The sequence below is a fragment of the Stenotrophomonas sp. X genome (genome assembly GCF_055721025.1).
On record NZ_CM146756.1, the window covers coordinates 4,165,070 to 4,177,962 of the forward strand.

General features: G+C 68.3%; 12 protein-coding genes. 5 read left to right on the forward strand and 7 right to left on the reverse strand.

The features are described 5' to 3' along the window. Positions 1-9 precede the first annotated feature (9 nt). The 7 genes from ACZ75I_RS19125 to ACZ75I_RS19155 all read right to left on the reverse strand — a co-directional run bounded on the left by ACZ75I_RS19125 (position 10) and on the right by ACZ75I_RS19155 (position 6,095). The gene (locus tag ACZ75I_RS19125) at positions 10-1,431 is read right to left on the reverse strand and encodes an FAD/NAD(P)-binding protein (protein WP_472958527.1); all 1,422 of its coding nucleotides are present in this window, start codon (positions 1,429-1,431) and stop codon (positions 10-12) included. Positions 1,432-1,476: 45 nt separating this feature from the next. After that, positions 1,477-2,895 carry a cardiolipin synthase gene (gene cls, locus ACZ75I_RS19130; protein WP_061480536.1) on the reverse strand — a complete coding sequence of 473 codons (1,419 nt, stop codon included), beginning with the start codon at positions 2,893-2,895 and terminating at the stop codon, positions 1,477-1,479. 125 nt (positions 2,896-3,020) lie between these two features. After that, complete coding sequence (locus tag ACZ75I_RS19135) at positions 3,021-3,269, reverse strand: hypothetical protein (RefSeq protein ID WP_346476952.1); 249 nt, start codon at positions 3,267-3,269, stop codon at positions 3,021-3,023. 517 nt (positions 3,270-3,786) lie between these two features. Next, the gene (rpmG, locus tag ACZ75I_RS19140) at positions 3,787-3,954 is read right to left on the reverse strand and encodes a 50S ribosomal protein L33 (protein ID WP_169411268.1); all 168 of its coding nucleotides are present in this window, start codon (positions 3,952-3,954) and stop codon (positions 3,787-3,789) included. A 10-nt stretch (positions 3,955-3,964) separates the two neighbouring features. Then, positions 3,965-4,201: a 50S ribosomal protein L28 gene (rpmB, locus tag ACZ75I_RS19145; RefSeq protein WP_005411638.1), complete on the reverse strand. Its 237-nt coding sequence runs from the start codon at positions 4,199-4,201 to the stop codon at positions 3,965-3,967. 322 nt (positions 4,202-4,523) lie between these two features. Next, on the reverse strand, positions 4,524-5,033 hold the full coding sequence (dnaQ, locus tag ACZ75I_RS19150) for a DNA polymerase III subunit epsilon (RefSeq protein ID WP_061480535.1): 510 nt from the start codon (positions 5,031-5,033) through the stop codon (positions 4,524-4,526). Between the two features lie 168 nt (positions 5,034-5,201). Beyond that, positions 5,202-6,095: a LysR family transcriptional regulator gene (locus tag ACZ75I_RS19155; protein ID WP_061480534.1), complete on the reverse strand. Its 894-nt coding sequence runs from the start codon at positions 6,093-6,095 to the stop codon at positions 5,202-5,204. 108 nt (positions 6,096-6,203) lie between these two features. Between ACZ75I_RS19155 and ACZ75I_RS19160 the strand changes: the two genes are divergently transcribed. The 5 genes from ACZ75I_RS19160 (at position 6,204) to ACZ75I_RS19180 (ending at position 12,855) form a co-directional block, all read left to right on the forward strand. Then, a complete protein-coding gene (locus tag ACZ75I_RS19160; protein WP_061480533.1) occupies positions 6,204-6,593 on the forward strand; it encodes a RidA family protein in 390 nt (129 codons plus the stop codon). A 191-nt stretch (positions 6,594-6,784) separates the two neighbouring features. Then, positions 6,785-7,123 carry a hypothetical protein gene (locus ACZ75I_RS19165; RefSeq protein WP_346476951.1) on the forward strand — a complete coding sequence of 113 codons (339 nt, stop codon included), beginning with the start codon at positions 6,785-6,787 and terminating at the stop codon, positions 7,121-7,123. Positions 7,124-7,179: 56 nt separating this feature from the next. Then, positions 7,180-8,433 (forward strand): TolC family protein, encoded by a 1,254-nt coding sequence (locus tag ACZ75I_RS19170; RefSeq protein WP_346476950.1) that lies wholly within the window; start codon positions 7,180-7,182, stop codon positions 8,431-8,433. Continuing rightward, on the forward strand, positions 8,430-9,635 hold the full coding sequence (locus tag ACZ75I_RS19175; protein ID WP_180882407.1) for an efflux RND transporter periplasmic adaptor subunit: 1,206 nt from the start codon (positions 8,430-8,432) through the stop codon (positions 9,633-9,635). The genes ACZ75I_RS19170 and ACZ75I_RS19175 overlap by 4 nt, the downstream gene beginning before the upstream one ends. Before the next feature lie 10 nt (positions 9,636-9,645). Then, positions 9,646-12,855, forward strand: a complete 3,210-nt coding sequence (locus tag ACZ75I_RS19180; protein WP_346476949.1) for an efflux RND transporter permease subunit — start codon at positions 9,646-9,648, stop codon at positions 12,853-12,855. Positions 12,856-12,893: the final 38 nt, after the last annotated feature.

A 12,893-nucleotide genomic window follows, 5' to 3' on the forward strand; every position in this document is an offset into this window, starting at 1 on the left:
GCCCCCATTTTACGGCATCGCCGTCGCGGCTCCTGCGACCACCTGGGTGGCCAGCGCCTGCGCCTGCTGACGCAGTTCAGGCACCGCCAGGCTTTCCCACAGGCTGCCGATGCGCAGGCTGCCGAGCACGCCCAGCCGTGCCTGCGGCTGGCCACTGGCGCTGCGCAGGCGTTCGCCCGGCACCGTGCTGTCCAGGCCCAGCCCATGCGGGCCGGGGCGAGCGAGGCCATCGGCCTGCAGCTGCTGCAGCAACGGATTGCGCAACGCACTGGCGCGGGTTTCCACGCCGGTGGCGTTGACCACACCGCCGATCGTCCAGTGCTGTTCATTGCCGTTGGCATCGCGACCCGACAGCCGCAGGGCATCGCCTTCGCGGCCGACGGATTGCAGGCGGGACCGGTGAATGCGCAGTTGGCCGCTTTCGATCAGCGCCTGCAGCTGTGCGTCGACCTCTTCGGCGATGCGGTGGCGATGCACGTCCCAGTAGCGCACCACATGGCGCAGGAAGCGACGCTGGTCGGCCGCGTCGAGGCTGCACCACAGCGCCTGCCCGTGCGGACGGATGCGGTCCATCACGCCCTGCCACGGCAGCCCGTCGGCCTGCGCCTGGCGCGCAAACCCACGCAACGCGCGCAGGCGCTGGCGCAGGTTCATCTGCAGCAGCGTGGCCGGGTCGAACGTGGGCAGGCCGCCATGCGCATGCGGCAGCGGCAACAGGCCATGGCGCGAGATCACGTGCAGCGGGCCGGTGTGGCCGGCGGCAACCAGCGCCAGCACGGTGTCGGCCATGCTCAGGCCGGAGCCGACGATGGCCACGGCCTGCTCACCGGCCAGGGTACGCACGCCGTCGTAGTCCCAGGCCTCGATCACGTCATCCGCAGGCAGCGCATCAGCACCGGCCACCGGCAGCGGCCGCATGCTGTTGCCGGTGGCGAGCACCGCCTGCGCGGCGTGCAGCGTCCGGGCATCGCCAAGTGCCAGCCGGTAGCCATGGTCATCCGGCTGCAGGCCCAGCACCGGCTGCGCGATCACCTGCAGCTGCGCCGGGCTGGCCGCAGCGGCCTCCTGCAGGCGCTGCTGCAGGTAGGCCGCAAAGTAGTGGCGGCATACGTAACGCTCGCCCAGCACCTCGCGCGCCTGGCCCGGGTAGGCGTTGGCGGCCATCAGGTAGTCGAGGAAATCGCCGGGCTGGTCGGCAAACGCACTCATCTTCGCCGCCGGCACGTTCAGCAGGTGCTCCGGCCACGGCGTGGCATAGGCGATGCCCTGGGCCAGCTGCGAAGCCGGTTCGAGAATGGCCAACGCCAGTGGCGCCTTGGCTTGGCGCAGCACCTGGATCGCCACCAGCACCCCGGCCGCACCACCACCGATGATTGCCAGGTCCAGTTCGCCATTACGCGGTGAATCAGTCATGCGCCGATTGTAGGCCATCGGCGATGACGGGCCGGATTGCCGAAGCGGGCGGTTGCCACCGTTTCACATCAACGCATCGGCCAGCCGTGCGATGCCTTCGCGGCTGCGCCGCCACGTGGGACGGCTGCGCCACTGCTGCAGGTCCAGCTGCCGCGACTCGCGCAGGTAGCCATCCTCGATCGCGCACAGCTGCTGCACCAGCGCGCGGTCGTAGCAGACCAGGCCGATTTCGGCATTCAGCGCGAATGAGCGGATGTCCATGTTGATCGAGCCGAGCACGGCGATGTCCTCGTCCACGCTCATGTGCTTGGCATGCAGGAACTGCGGCTCGTACAGCGCGATGCGCACGCCACAGCGCAGCAGCTCGTCGTAGTAGGCCTCCTGCGCCCACGAGGTCAGCCGCTGGTTGTTGCTGGCCGACAGGATCAGCTGCACCTGCACGCCGGACAACGCCGCAATGCGCAAGGCGCTGAGCGTGGCTTCGTCGGGCACGAAGTACGGGGTGACCATCACCAGCCGTCGCCGCGCCAGATGGATCAACGCCGCCACCGCGTCGCGTGCGTTGCTGTACGGATAAGCCGGGCCGCTGGGCAGCAGCTGGGTGGCGATGTCGTCGCTGCACTCGGGCACATCGGCGATCACGTCCAGGCGCTGGCCGGTTTCCATGTACCAGTCGCTGGCGAACACCGCTTCCAGATGCGCCACCGCCGGGCCGCGCACGCGCGCCACCAGTTCGCGGTTCGGGTGGCCGGGCACGAACTGCGGGCCGGCCAGGTTCTGCGAACCGACATAGGCCACTTCGTTGTCGATCACCGCGATCTTGCGGTGGTTGCGCAGGTCCATGCGCCCGCTGCGGCGCCAGCGCAGGCCACCGGGCAGCATCGCGCGCACTTCGATGTCGCGCGCCTGCAGGCGCTTGCGATAGGCACGCAGGCCGCGCTTGGCGCCCACCGCGTCGAGCAGCACGCGGCACTGCACGCCACGCGCGGCGGCACGCTGCAAGGCCTCGACAATGGCCTCGCCGACCGCGTCATCGAACATCAGGTAGTACAGCAGGTGCACGCGGTCTTCGGCCTGGTCGATATCGGCAATCAGCGTGTGCAGCGATTCGTCGTAGTCGGTCAGCAGGTCGACCGCGTTGCCGTGCACGGGCATGAAGTCGCCCTGGCGCTGCACCAGCGGCACGATCTCGGCGCAGGCGGTGTCCGGCTGCGGTGTCCAGCGCAGGCGATGCTGCAGCGCCTGTTCCTCGCGGATGACCTGCGAGGCCTCGGCCTGGCGGCGGATGCGCTCGCGCGACAGCCACGGGTGGCCGAACAGCAGGTACAGCGGCAGGCCCAGCAGCGGCACGAAGCCGACCAGCAGCAGCCAGCTGCGCGCCGCCCCCGGCGTGGTGCGGGTGGGAATCCAGCACAGCGCGACCAGCCGGATCAGCCAGTCGATCAGCAGCAGGTAGGAACCCAGCAACCACTCGAACAGCATCGTGTCGCCCGTCGGGAGGTGATGGGCCATTCTGCCCAGCAGGATTTGCAGAGTCGAGCCATGCTCGACTGCCTTTCGGCCCGACAGCGGAGCAGCCGAGCGTGGGCTCGGCTCTACAGGATGGATCAATGCCGCACCGGCACCTCGCACAGCTGCCGCACCGCGTCGGCATGGCGGCGGCCGTTGAGCGCCATGCAGGCGATCGCCTGTGCGGCCCGCTCCAGCTGCGTCTCCGGCAGCGGTGACGGCGCGCCGTTGGCCAGTGCCAGATGGTGGTCGCACAGCAGCAGCGCCATGCCCTCGATGCCTTGCAGCATGCGCTGCAGGCGCAGCCAGCCCAGTTCCAGGTCCTGCCGGTGGGATGGGGTGTTCATGCAACCTCCTTCAACGGATCTGGCCACCGTGAAGGTGGCGGACGATGCGTGGTTGCAATACCGGGAAGCAATCAATCAGCAAACGAACCGGCGGGCGCAAGGCCCCCTCGCACCGTCCGCCATAGAGGCGGATAGGTCACCAACCGTCGCCGGAGGGATCTCCGGCGACGGCGGGCGAGTCTACTGATTGATTGACTTCACGGGATTGCAAGCCCGACCGCTGCAACCGCAGCGGCTCGCCATCATGGGCACGGCCACGCCCGTCGTTCCAATCGATTTGAACAGCGCGAGGCGCCGGAACCAGTAGGAAGAATCACTTATCGCAATCGGCCCTTCGCTCCAGGCATGGCGCCATTGGCGACAGCGTGCGCAGGGACTGCCCAGTGCCGACCAACGGTCGGCACCCACCACCACCACAGCAGCATCGGAACGGTCGGTATCCACCAGGTAAATGCAGGGCATAAAAAAACCCGCCACAAGGGCGGGTTTCTTCGCGGGGACCAGCAATCCGTGCGGATTACTTGATCTTGCCTTCCTTGTACAGGACGTGCTTGCGCACGACCGGATCGTACTTCAGGAATTCCATCTTCCCCGGGGTGTTCTTCTTGTTCTTGTCCGTGGTGTAGAAGTGGCCGGTACCGGCCGAGGAAATCATACGGACCTTATCGCGCTTGCCTGCCATGATGCTTTACTCCTCAGACCTTTTCGCCGCGCGCACGCAGCTCAGCCAGAACGGAATCGATGCCGTTCTTGTCGATGGTGCGCAGTGCATGCGCGGAAACACGAAGCTTGACCCAGCGGTTCTCGCTGGCCACCCAGAAACGGCGCTCGTGCAGATTCGGCAGGAAACGACGACGGGTCTTGTTGTTGGCGTGCGAGACGTTGTTACCCGTCTGCACTCGCTTGCCGGAAACCTGGCATACGCGGGACATTGCGCACCTCGATAGTAGTAGTTGTCAGCCCGTAGCCCGGGCGACGGCGGCCTCGATGGTTGCCCACCACACGTCAAGAGAATCAAAGGGTTACGCTGGCGTTGGGCGGCCGGGGACGTGCTCCCGGGGGCGCCGCCCGGTAGGAAACCGGACACAGCGAGCCGCGCATTATGCACGGGTTCAAGCACTTGCGCAAGTTACCCACAGGCGGGGGCTGAATGCGGCGATCGCCCCCTGTAGAGCCGAGCCCACGCTCGGCTGCTGCGTCCCGGAACGCCTGAGCCGAGCGTGGGCTCGGCTCTACAACAATGACCGGGCCGGCTCAACGCAGGTGCGGAATCACCTGGGCGAGAAGATGGGCATCCTTCAACGCGCCGTGCAGGCCGCGCTGGCTGGGAATACGCAGGCGCTGCAGCACATCGTCCAGCTTGTTGCCCTGGCCGGGCCAGCGCCCGCGCGCCAGCTTCAGGCTGCAGGTGATGCGGCAATGCTGGGCCAGCGTGCCAGGAATACCGGACAGACGCAGCTCGTTGTCCAGGAAGCCCACATCGAAGGTGGCGTTGTGCGCGACCATCTCGCTGCCGCGCAGGAAGTCGAGCAGTTCAGCAGCCTTGCTGGAGAACAATGGCTTGCCCACCAGCATTGCATCGCTGATGCCATGCACGCGCTGTGCGCCCCAGTCCACCTTGCGCTGCGGCTGCAGGTAGGTGTGGAACTGGCGGCCGGTGAGCTGACCATCGATCAGTTCGACGGCACCGATTTCGATCACCCGGTGCCCCAGGCGGTGGGAGATGCCGGTGGTTTCGGTGTCCAGTGCGACGATGCGATTCATGCGTGGCGATGTTTCCTGTTGCGTGCCGCGATGATTTTCGCATGCTTGCAGCAGGAAGCCCTCCCTGTAGCCGAACCCGTGCTCGGCTCACGCGCGAAGCGCGGGCCTTGAGCGCTGGTGCCAGAAGCGGCCGAGCGTGGGCTCGGCTCTACAGATGCGCGCGCGCGATCACCCCAGCGCTTCCACCACCCAATCGATGAACACCCGCAGCCGCTGGCTCATGTGCCGGTTCGGCGGGAACATCACATGCATCGGCATCGGCGGCAGCTGCCAGTCCGGCAACACCGGCAACAGCTCGCCGCGCGCCACGTGCGGCTCGGCCATGTAGCTGGGCAGCGCCACCACGCCCAACCCCGCCAGCGCTGCGGCCAGATAGGCATTGCCGTCGTCAAAACCGACCGTGTAGCAGCCCTGCACCTCGATGCGCTCATCGCCGCGCTGTGCAACGAACACGCGTGCGCGGCCACTACGCGGGCTGAGGAAGCCGACCATGTGGTGATCGGGCCCTTCCAGCGCGCGCGGATCGGTCGGCAGGCCGAAACGCTGCACATAGCCGGGGCTGGCGTGGAAGCCGATCGGCAGCGCCGCCAGCGGCCGCGCCACCAGTGCCGGGTCGGCAGGGGTGCCGCCGCGGATCACGCAGTCGACGTTGTCGGCGATGACGTCGACCTCGCGGTCACTGACGCCGATATCCAGCTGGATCTCCGGGTAGCGCGCCTGAAACTCCGGCAGCGCCGGTACCAGCCGCAGCCGCGCGTAAGGCCCCGGCACATCCACCCGCAGGCGGCCGCGCGGCTGGCTGGCTGCGTCACCCAGCCCGCCCTCCACCTCTTCCAGCTCGGCCAGCAGGCGGGCGATGCGCGGGTAGTAGGCCGCGCCGTCGGCGGTGACGCTGACCCGGCGCGTGGTGCGGTTGAGCAGGCGCAGCCGCAGGTGTGCCTCCAGCTGCTGCACCAGCTGGGTGGCCGTGGTGCGGCTGATCTGCAGGGTCTGCGCCGCACGGGTGAAGCTGCCAGTCTCCACCACCCGGGCAAACGCCCGCATCGCCTCGAAACGGTCCATGGCTGGCCGTGATTGTTTGGAATTGGCAATCAATCTAGGCCGATCATCGCGGTTTATCCAGACACCGCTGGCGGGGAGGATGGCGTCCTCTCCCACGGGATCTTCCCCATGTCACAGCGTGATGTCGTTTTCCCCGCCGGCCGCCAAGCGCTGTACGAGCGCAACCGCTATTCGCCGGCGATCCGATCCAACGGTTTCCTGTTCGTCTCCGGCCAGGTCGGCAGCCGCGAGGACGGCTCGCCCGAGCCGGACTTCGAAATGCAGGTGCGCCGCGCCTTCGAGAATCTCAATGCGGTGTTGGCTGCCGCAGGCTGCACGTTCGATGACGTAATCGACGTGACCGTGTTCCTGGTCGATCCGGAGAAGAACTTCGAGAAGGCCTGGGCGATCGTGCCCGAGTACTGGGGCCAGGCGCCGCACCCGACCCTGACCGGTATCGGCGTGACCTGGCTGTACGGGTTCCAGTTCGAGATCAAGGTGATCGCGAAGCTGCCATGACCTTCGCTGTAGAGCCGAGCCCATGCTCGGCTGATCGTGCGACAGCAGCCGAGCATGGGCTCGGCTCTACAGAAGCGCAGCCCGGTGGGCCGAAAGGCGTGCCCGGTCCACCTGAACGGGAAATTCCGACGGATTCCCGAAGCGGCCATTGATATTGTATCCGGCGAAAACCGCTTGCTAGCCTCCCTTCCATGCGCCGGATCACCCGCCAACTGCGTACGTACCTGATGATGCTGCTGATGGCGGCATTCGTGGTCGTGCCGGTGGCCGACGTGCTGGCCTGCGCGGTCGAACCGCACGACACCACTGCGGTGCACGTGGAAAGCAACACCAACGATGCCGAGGGTGACAGTGACAGCAAGCACGCCGGTGCCTGCAGCCACAACCACTGCCACCACTCCAACCTGAGCCTTCCGGCCAGCACCCTCGCCGCCTTCGGTGCGCCGCTGCCGGCGCGCTGGATGAATGCCGGCGACGCGGCGACCTATGCGGTCGCCCAGGATGAATTGACGCGTCCCCCCCGGGCGTGAGTTGAGCGCGTCCCGCGATTGCGGGCTCCCGTTTCACTCACAACCGGAATCCCCCTATGTCGATCCTGACACCTCGGTCGCTGCGTGCGGCCGGGCGGGTCGTCGCCGTGTTGCTGGGCCTGGCCCCAGCGGCAGCGGTGATGGCGCAAGCCGCCCCTTCCTATGACACCCTGCTTGAACGCCTGGACCAGCTGCCCGGCACCCGCGTCGGTGCGGCGCTGGCCGAGGCCGCCGATGCGCGCGCCGACCAAGCCCGTGCGTTGCCCAACCCTTCACTCTCCTACTCCGCCGAGAACGCCTGGGGTACCGGCTCCTATGGCGGCATGGGCAGGGCCGATACTGTGCTTACCCTGTCCCAGCCATTGGAGGTCTGGGGCCAGCGCGGCGCGCGCGTCCGTGCAGCCCGCGCCGAGGCACAGGCGGCCAACCTGCGTGGCACGCAGAGCCGCAGCGATGTGGCCAGCCAGCTGGCGGTGGTCTACGCACAGGCGGAAAGTGCACTGCGCCGCTACACCCTGGCCGAAGAGGCACTGAGTCTTACCCGCGATGACGCCAACGCGGTCAACGCGATGGTCAAGGAGGGCCGCGAACCGCAGCTGCGTGCGGTGCAGGCGCAGAGCGAAGTGGCCAACGCCAGCGCCGCGCTGGATGAAGCGCAGGCCTTCCGCGATGCCGCGCTGGCCCGCCTGGCCGGTGCTGCACTGCTGGATGCGCCGGTGCAGTCGATCGACGACAGCCTGCTCGACCGTGCGCCGCCGCTGCCGCGCGGTGCCACCGATGTAGCGCTGGCCGTGCGCATCGCCGAAGCCGAAGCCGATGCGGCGGGCAAACTGGTCGAGGTGGAGCGCAAGCGTGCCCTGCCCGACCTCAGCGTCACCGCCGCGCAGACCCGCTTCCGCGAAGGCGGCGAGCGTGCCTACAACCTCGGCGTCAGCATCAGCATCCCGCTGTTCGACCGCAACCGCGGTGGCATCCGCGCCGCCAACGCCGACCAGCGCGCGGCCGAGGCGCGCCTGGACCAGCAGCGCCGCGACAGCGAGGCGGCACGCCTCTCCGCCGTGGCCGGTTTGAAGGCCGCCGGCAGCCGAACCCGTGCCGCCGACGAAAGCGTGGTCGCCGCCGAAGAGGCGTATCGCCTGGCCCGCATCGGCTTCGACGCCGGACGCATCTCGCAGCTGGAACTGCGCAGCACGCGCAGCGCTCTTATCGCCGCCCGCGCCGCCGCCGTGGATGCGCGCCTGTCGCGCGTCGGCGCGGAAATCGATCTTGCCCGCCTTGAAGGGCGCGCACCCTTTGTGGAGGCCCCATGACTCTCTCCCGTACTTTTCCGCTGATCGGCGGCATGCTGCTGACTGTGCTGCTGGCCGGCTGCGCCGGCAACGCGCAGACGCCTGCCAATGAAGACCCCGCTGCGGCCAAGGCCGGCACCGACGATGGCCATGGCCACGCCGCCAGCAGCAAGGAAGCCAAGGCAGAAATCGCGAAGGCGCCTGCTGACGCCGACGAAGGCGTGGTGCAGCTGACGCCCGAGCAGATCAAGGCGTCCGGTATCGAAGTGGTTGCCGTCGGTCGCGGCGGTGGCGGTTCCACCCGTCTCGCCGGTCGGGTGGAACCCTCGGTCGGTGCCCGTGCCTCGGTGGCCTCGACCGTGACCGGCCGCGTCGAACGCGTGCTGGTCGCACCGGGCACCGCAGTGAAGCAGAACCAGGCCCTGGCCATCGTGGTCAGTGGCGAAGCGGCGGTGTTCCGTGCCAATGCGCTGGCCGCCTCGGCCGAAGCCGAGGCCGCGCGCCTGGCCTATGGCCGCGACAAGGCCCTGGTCGACCAGGGCGTGGTCGCGCGCCAGGAGATGGAAGCCTCGCGCGCACGTTCGCTGGCGGCACAGGCCCAGGCCGCTGCCGCGCAGGCCCAGGCCGCCGCCAACGGCGCGCCCGATGCCAGTGGCCGCGTGCGCATCACCAGCCCGGTGGCCGGCATCGTTGGTAACGTGCAGGTCACGCCGGGCGGTGTGGTCGCCGCCGGCAGTGCGGTGGCCGACGTCGCCGACCCGTCGATGAACGAGCTGGTGTTCACCGCACCGCCAGCGCTGGCTGCGCAGGTCATGCCCGGCATGACGCTGGAAGTGAGCGTGCCGGGTGGCAGCTTCACCGCTACCGTCACCGGTTCGGCCGCCGATGTACGGCAGCAGGGCGGCGTCGCAGTGATCCGCGCCACGCCGCTGGATGCGTCGCTGCCGCCAGCCGGTTCGCCGGTATCGGCCGTGGTGGTCACCGAAGGCCAGGACGGCTCGCTCAGCGTGCCCGCCGATGCGGTGCAGAACGTCGATGGCAGCAGCGCGGTGTTCGTCGCCGTCGAAGGCGGCTTCAAGGCGCAGCCGGTACTGGCCGGGCGTCGCGCCGGCGACCGTATCGAGATCCTCGGTGGGCTGACCGGCAACGAGCGCATCGTCGGTGCCAACGCCTTCCTGCTCAAGGCCGAACTGGCCAAGGGCGAAGCCGAGCACGGCCACTGAGGAGGCGACCATGTTCAAGCTGATCATTGAAACAGCGGTGCGCCACCGCTGGCTGGTGGTGTTCATGGCCGCGCTGATCGCCGCCGTGGGCCTGTTCCAGCTCGGCAAGCTGCCGATCGACGCGGTGCCGGACATCACCAATCGCCAGGTACAGATCAACACGGTGGCGCCAGCACTGACCCCGGAGCAGATCGAGCGGCAGGTGACCTATCCGCTGGAAACCGCGCTGGCCGGCATTCCCGGCCTGACCACCACGCGTTCGCTGTCGCGCAATGGCTTCTCGCAGGTCACTGCGATCTTCACCGATGCCACCGACATCTACTTCGCCCGCCAGCAGGTGGCCGAACGCATGCGCGAGGCATCGGAAGACCTGCCCGATGGTGCGTCGCCGATGCTGTCGCCGGTCACCACCGGCCTCGGCGAGGTGCTGATGTGGACGGTGGACTTCACCGCGTTCAATCCGGCCAGGCTGGCCAAGCCCGGTGAAGCCGGCTGGCAGGCCGGCGAGGTCTACCGCACGCCGGAAGGCAACCTGCTGCGCACGCCGGAAGAGCGCGCGACCTACCTGCGCACCGTGCAGGACTGGATCATCGCGCCGCAGATGCGCTCCAGCCCGGGGCTGGCCGGGGTCGATACGGTCGGCGGCTACGTCAAGGAATACGGCGTGCATCCTGACAGCGCCAAACTGGCCGCGCATGGCCTCGGCCTGGCCGACCTGGTCACTGCCCTGCAGCGTTCCAACGTGCAGGCCGGCGCCGGCTTCGTGCAGCGTGCCGGCGAAGGCCTGGTGGTGCGTGCCGATGGCCTGGCGCTGACCACCGAGGATCTTGCACAGGCGCCGGTGGCCACCCGCAATGGCGTGGTGGTACGCGTGGCCGATGTGGCCACCGTGGAACTGAGCCGCGCGCCGCGCCTGGGTGCAGCCAGCCGCAACGGCCACGAGGCTGTGCTGGGCACCGCGCTGATGATCGCCGGTGGCAACAGCCGCACCGTGGCGCAGGCCGCTGCGGCGCGCCTGGAACAGGTGAACACGTCGCTGCCGGCCGACATCGTGGCCGCGCCGGTGCTGGACCGCAGCGTGCTGGTCAATTCCACCATCAAGACCGTGGCCAAGAACCTCACCGAGGGCGCGCTGCTGGTAGTGGTGGTGCTGTTCCTGCTGCTGGGCAATCTGCGCGCGGCCACCATCACCGCGCTGGTGATTCCGCTGTCGTTCCTGTTCGCGGTGATCGGCATGAACCGCTTCGGCATCAGCGGCAACCTGATGAGCCTGGGTGCACTGGACTTTGGCATCCTGGTGGACGGTGCGGTGATCGTGGTCGAGTCGACGCTGCTGATGCTGGGCCAGCGCCGCGCCGAACTGGGCCGTGCGCTGACCACGATGGAACGGCTGCGCGTGGCCGCCGATTCTGCGCTGAAGATGGCGCGCCCGGCGGCGTTCGGCCAGCTGATCATCCTGCTGGTGTTCGCGCCGATCCTCACCCTGGAAGGTGTGGAGGGCAAGACGTTCCACCCGATGGCGGCGACCTTCATGCTGGCTCTGGTCGGTGCCTTCCTGTTCTCCTTCACTTTCGTGCCGGCGATGACGGCGCTGCTTGTGCGCGAGCCGAAGCTGAAGGACGGCGATGCACATGCGGACGACGGCGAGCACGAGACCAGGCTGATACGCGTGCTGCGTGCGCGCATCGAGCCGGTGATCCGCAAGGCCGTGGCGCATCCGCGCACGGTCGTGGCCAGTGCGGTGATGATGGTGGTGGTGGGCATCGGCTCGTTCTCGCTGCTGGGCCGCGAGTTCATGCCGACGCTGGACGAAGGCAACGTGGCGATGCAGGCGTTGCGCGTGCCGTCGACGTCGCTGGAGCAGTCACTGGCCATGCAGCTGGCGTTGGAAAAGGTGATTGCCACGCAGCCGGAAGTGGAGACCGTGTTCTCGCGTACCGGAACCGCCGAGGCGGCGATCGATCCGATGCCGACCAACATCTCCGACAGCGTGATCGTGCTGAAGCCGCGCAAGGACTGGCCCGATCCGAAGTTGGCCAAGGACGCGCTGGTGGCCCGTTTCGAAAAGCTGGCCGGGCAGCAGCTGGGCAACAGCTTCGAGTTCAGCCAGCCGATCGAGCTGCGCTTCAACGAGCTGATTTCCGGCGTGCGTACCGACCTGGCCGTAATGATCTTTGGCGATGACTTCGGCCAGCTGCAGAAGGTGGCCGACCAGGTGGCGTTGAAGCTGCGTGCGGTGAACGGCGCCGCCGACGTGCGGGTGGAGCAGATCTCCGGCCTGCCCACGCTGAACGTGGCGATCGATCATGTGGCGGCGGCGCAGTACGGGCTGACTGCGGCGGATGTGAGTGATGCACTGTCCACCGGCATCGGCGGTACCGCGGCCGGCAAGATCTTCGAAGGCGACCGCCGCTTCAACGTGGTGGTGCGCCTGGACGATGCCGCGCGCAACGATCCGGACCAGCTGGCTTCACTGCCGATCGCCACGCCGTCGGGGTTGGTGATTCCGCTGTCGTCGGTTGCGCGCATCACGGTCAGCGAAGGGCCGAACCAGATCAGCCGCAACAACGGCAGCCGCCGCGTGGTGGTGCAGGCCAACGTGCGTGGCCGTGACCTGGGCGGCTTCGTCGGCGAAGCGCAGGCCGCGGTGGCCGACGTGGCACTGCCGCCAGGTGCCTACCTGACCTGGGGTGGCCAGTTCGAGAACCTGCAGCGCGCGGAAAAGCGGCTGGCGACGGTGGTACCGGTAGTGTTCCTGCTGATCGGCAGCCTGCTGTTCATGGCCCTGCGCAGCGGCAAGGAAGCCATTCTGGTGTTCAGCTGCGTGCCGTTGGCGCTGGTCGGCGGCATCCTCGCACTGCTGCTGCGGGGCATGCCGTTCTCGGTGTCGGCGGCGGTCGGCTTCATCGCCGTCTCCGGCGTAGCCACGTTGAACGGCCTGGTGCTGATGCAGGCGATCCGCGAACGCCTGGACGCCGGCGACCTGCCGTTGCAGGCGGCGATCAACGGTGCGTCCAGCCGCATCCGCGCGGTGCTGACCACGGCACTGGTGGCCATCGTCGGCTTCATCCCGATGGCGATCGCCAGCGGTTCCGGTGCGGAAGTGCAGAAGCCGCTGGCGACGGTGGTGATCGGTGGCCTGATCACCGCCACCGTGCTGACCCTGCTGGTGCTGCCGACCTTCGCAGCACGGGTGGCCAAGCCGCGGGCGGTAGGCTGAGGTGAGAGGGGGTCGGAGCCCCGCCCTTCGGGCGGGGC

What these genes read in the sequence shown, in the direction of transcription:
- ACZ75I_RS19180 (WP_346476949.1), top strand. Translation starts at nt 9,646, where the DNA reads ATGTTCAAGCTGATCATTGAAACAGCGGTGCGCCACCGCTGGCTGGTG.
- rpmB (WP_005411638.1), bottom strand. Translation starts at nt 4,201, where the DNA reads ATGTCCCGCGTATGCCAGGTTTCCGGCAAGCGAGTGCAGACGGGTAAC.
- cls (WP_061480536.1), bottom strand. Translation starts at nt 2,895, where the DNA reads ATGCTGTTCGAGTGGTTGCTGGGTTCCTACCTGCTGCTGATCGACTGG.
- ACZ75I_RS19170 (WP_346476950.1), top strand. Translation starts at nt 7,180, where the DNA reads ATGTCGATCCTGACACCTCGGTCGCTGCGTGCGGCCGGGCGGGTCGTC.
- ACZ75I_RS19175 (WP_180882407.1), top strand. Translation starts at nt 8,430, where the DNA reads ATGACTCTCTCCCGTACTTTTCCGCTGATCGGCGGCATGCTGCTGACT.
- dnaQ (WP_061480535.1), bottom strand. Translation starts at nt 5,033, where the DNA reads ATGAATCGCATCGTCGCACTGGACACCGAAACCACCGGCATCTCCCAC.
- ACZ75I_RS19125 (WP_472958527.1), bottom strand. Translation starts at nt 1,431, where the DNA reads ATGGCCTACAATCGGCGCATGACTGATTCACCGCGTAATGGCGAACTG.
- ACZ75I_RS19160 (WP_061480533.1), top strand. Translation starts at nt 6,204, where the DNA reads ATGTCACAGCGTGATGTCGTTTTCCCCGCCGGCCGCCAAGCGCTGTAC.
- ACZ75I_RS19135 (WP_346476952.1), bottom strand. Translation starts at nt 3,269, where the DNA reads ATGAACACCCCATCCCACCGGCAGGACCTGGAACTGGGCTGGCTGCGC.
- ACZ75I_RS19155 (WP_061480534.1), bottom strand. Translation starts at nt 6,095, where the DNA reads ATGGACCGTTTCGAGGCGATGCGGGCGTTTGCCCGGGTGGTGGAGACT.
- ACZ75I_RS19165 (WP_346476951.1), top strand. Translation starts at nt 6,785, where the DNA reads ATGCGCCGGATCACCCGCCAACTGCGTACGTACCTGATGATGCTGCTG.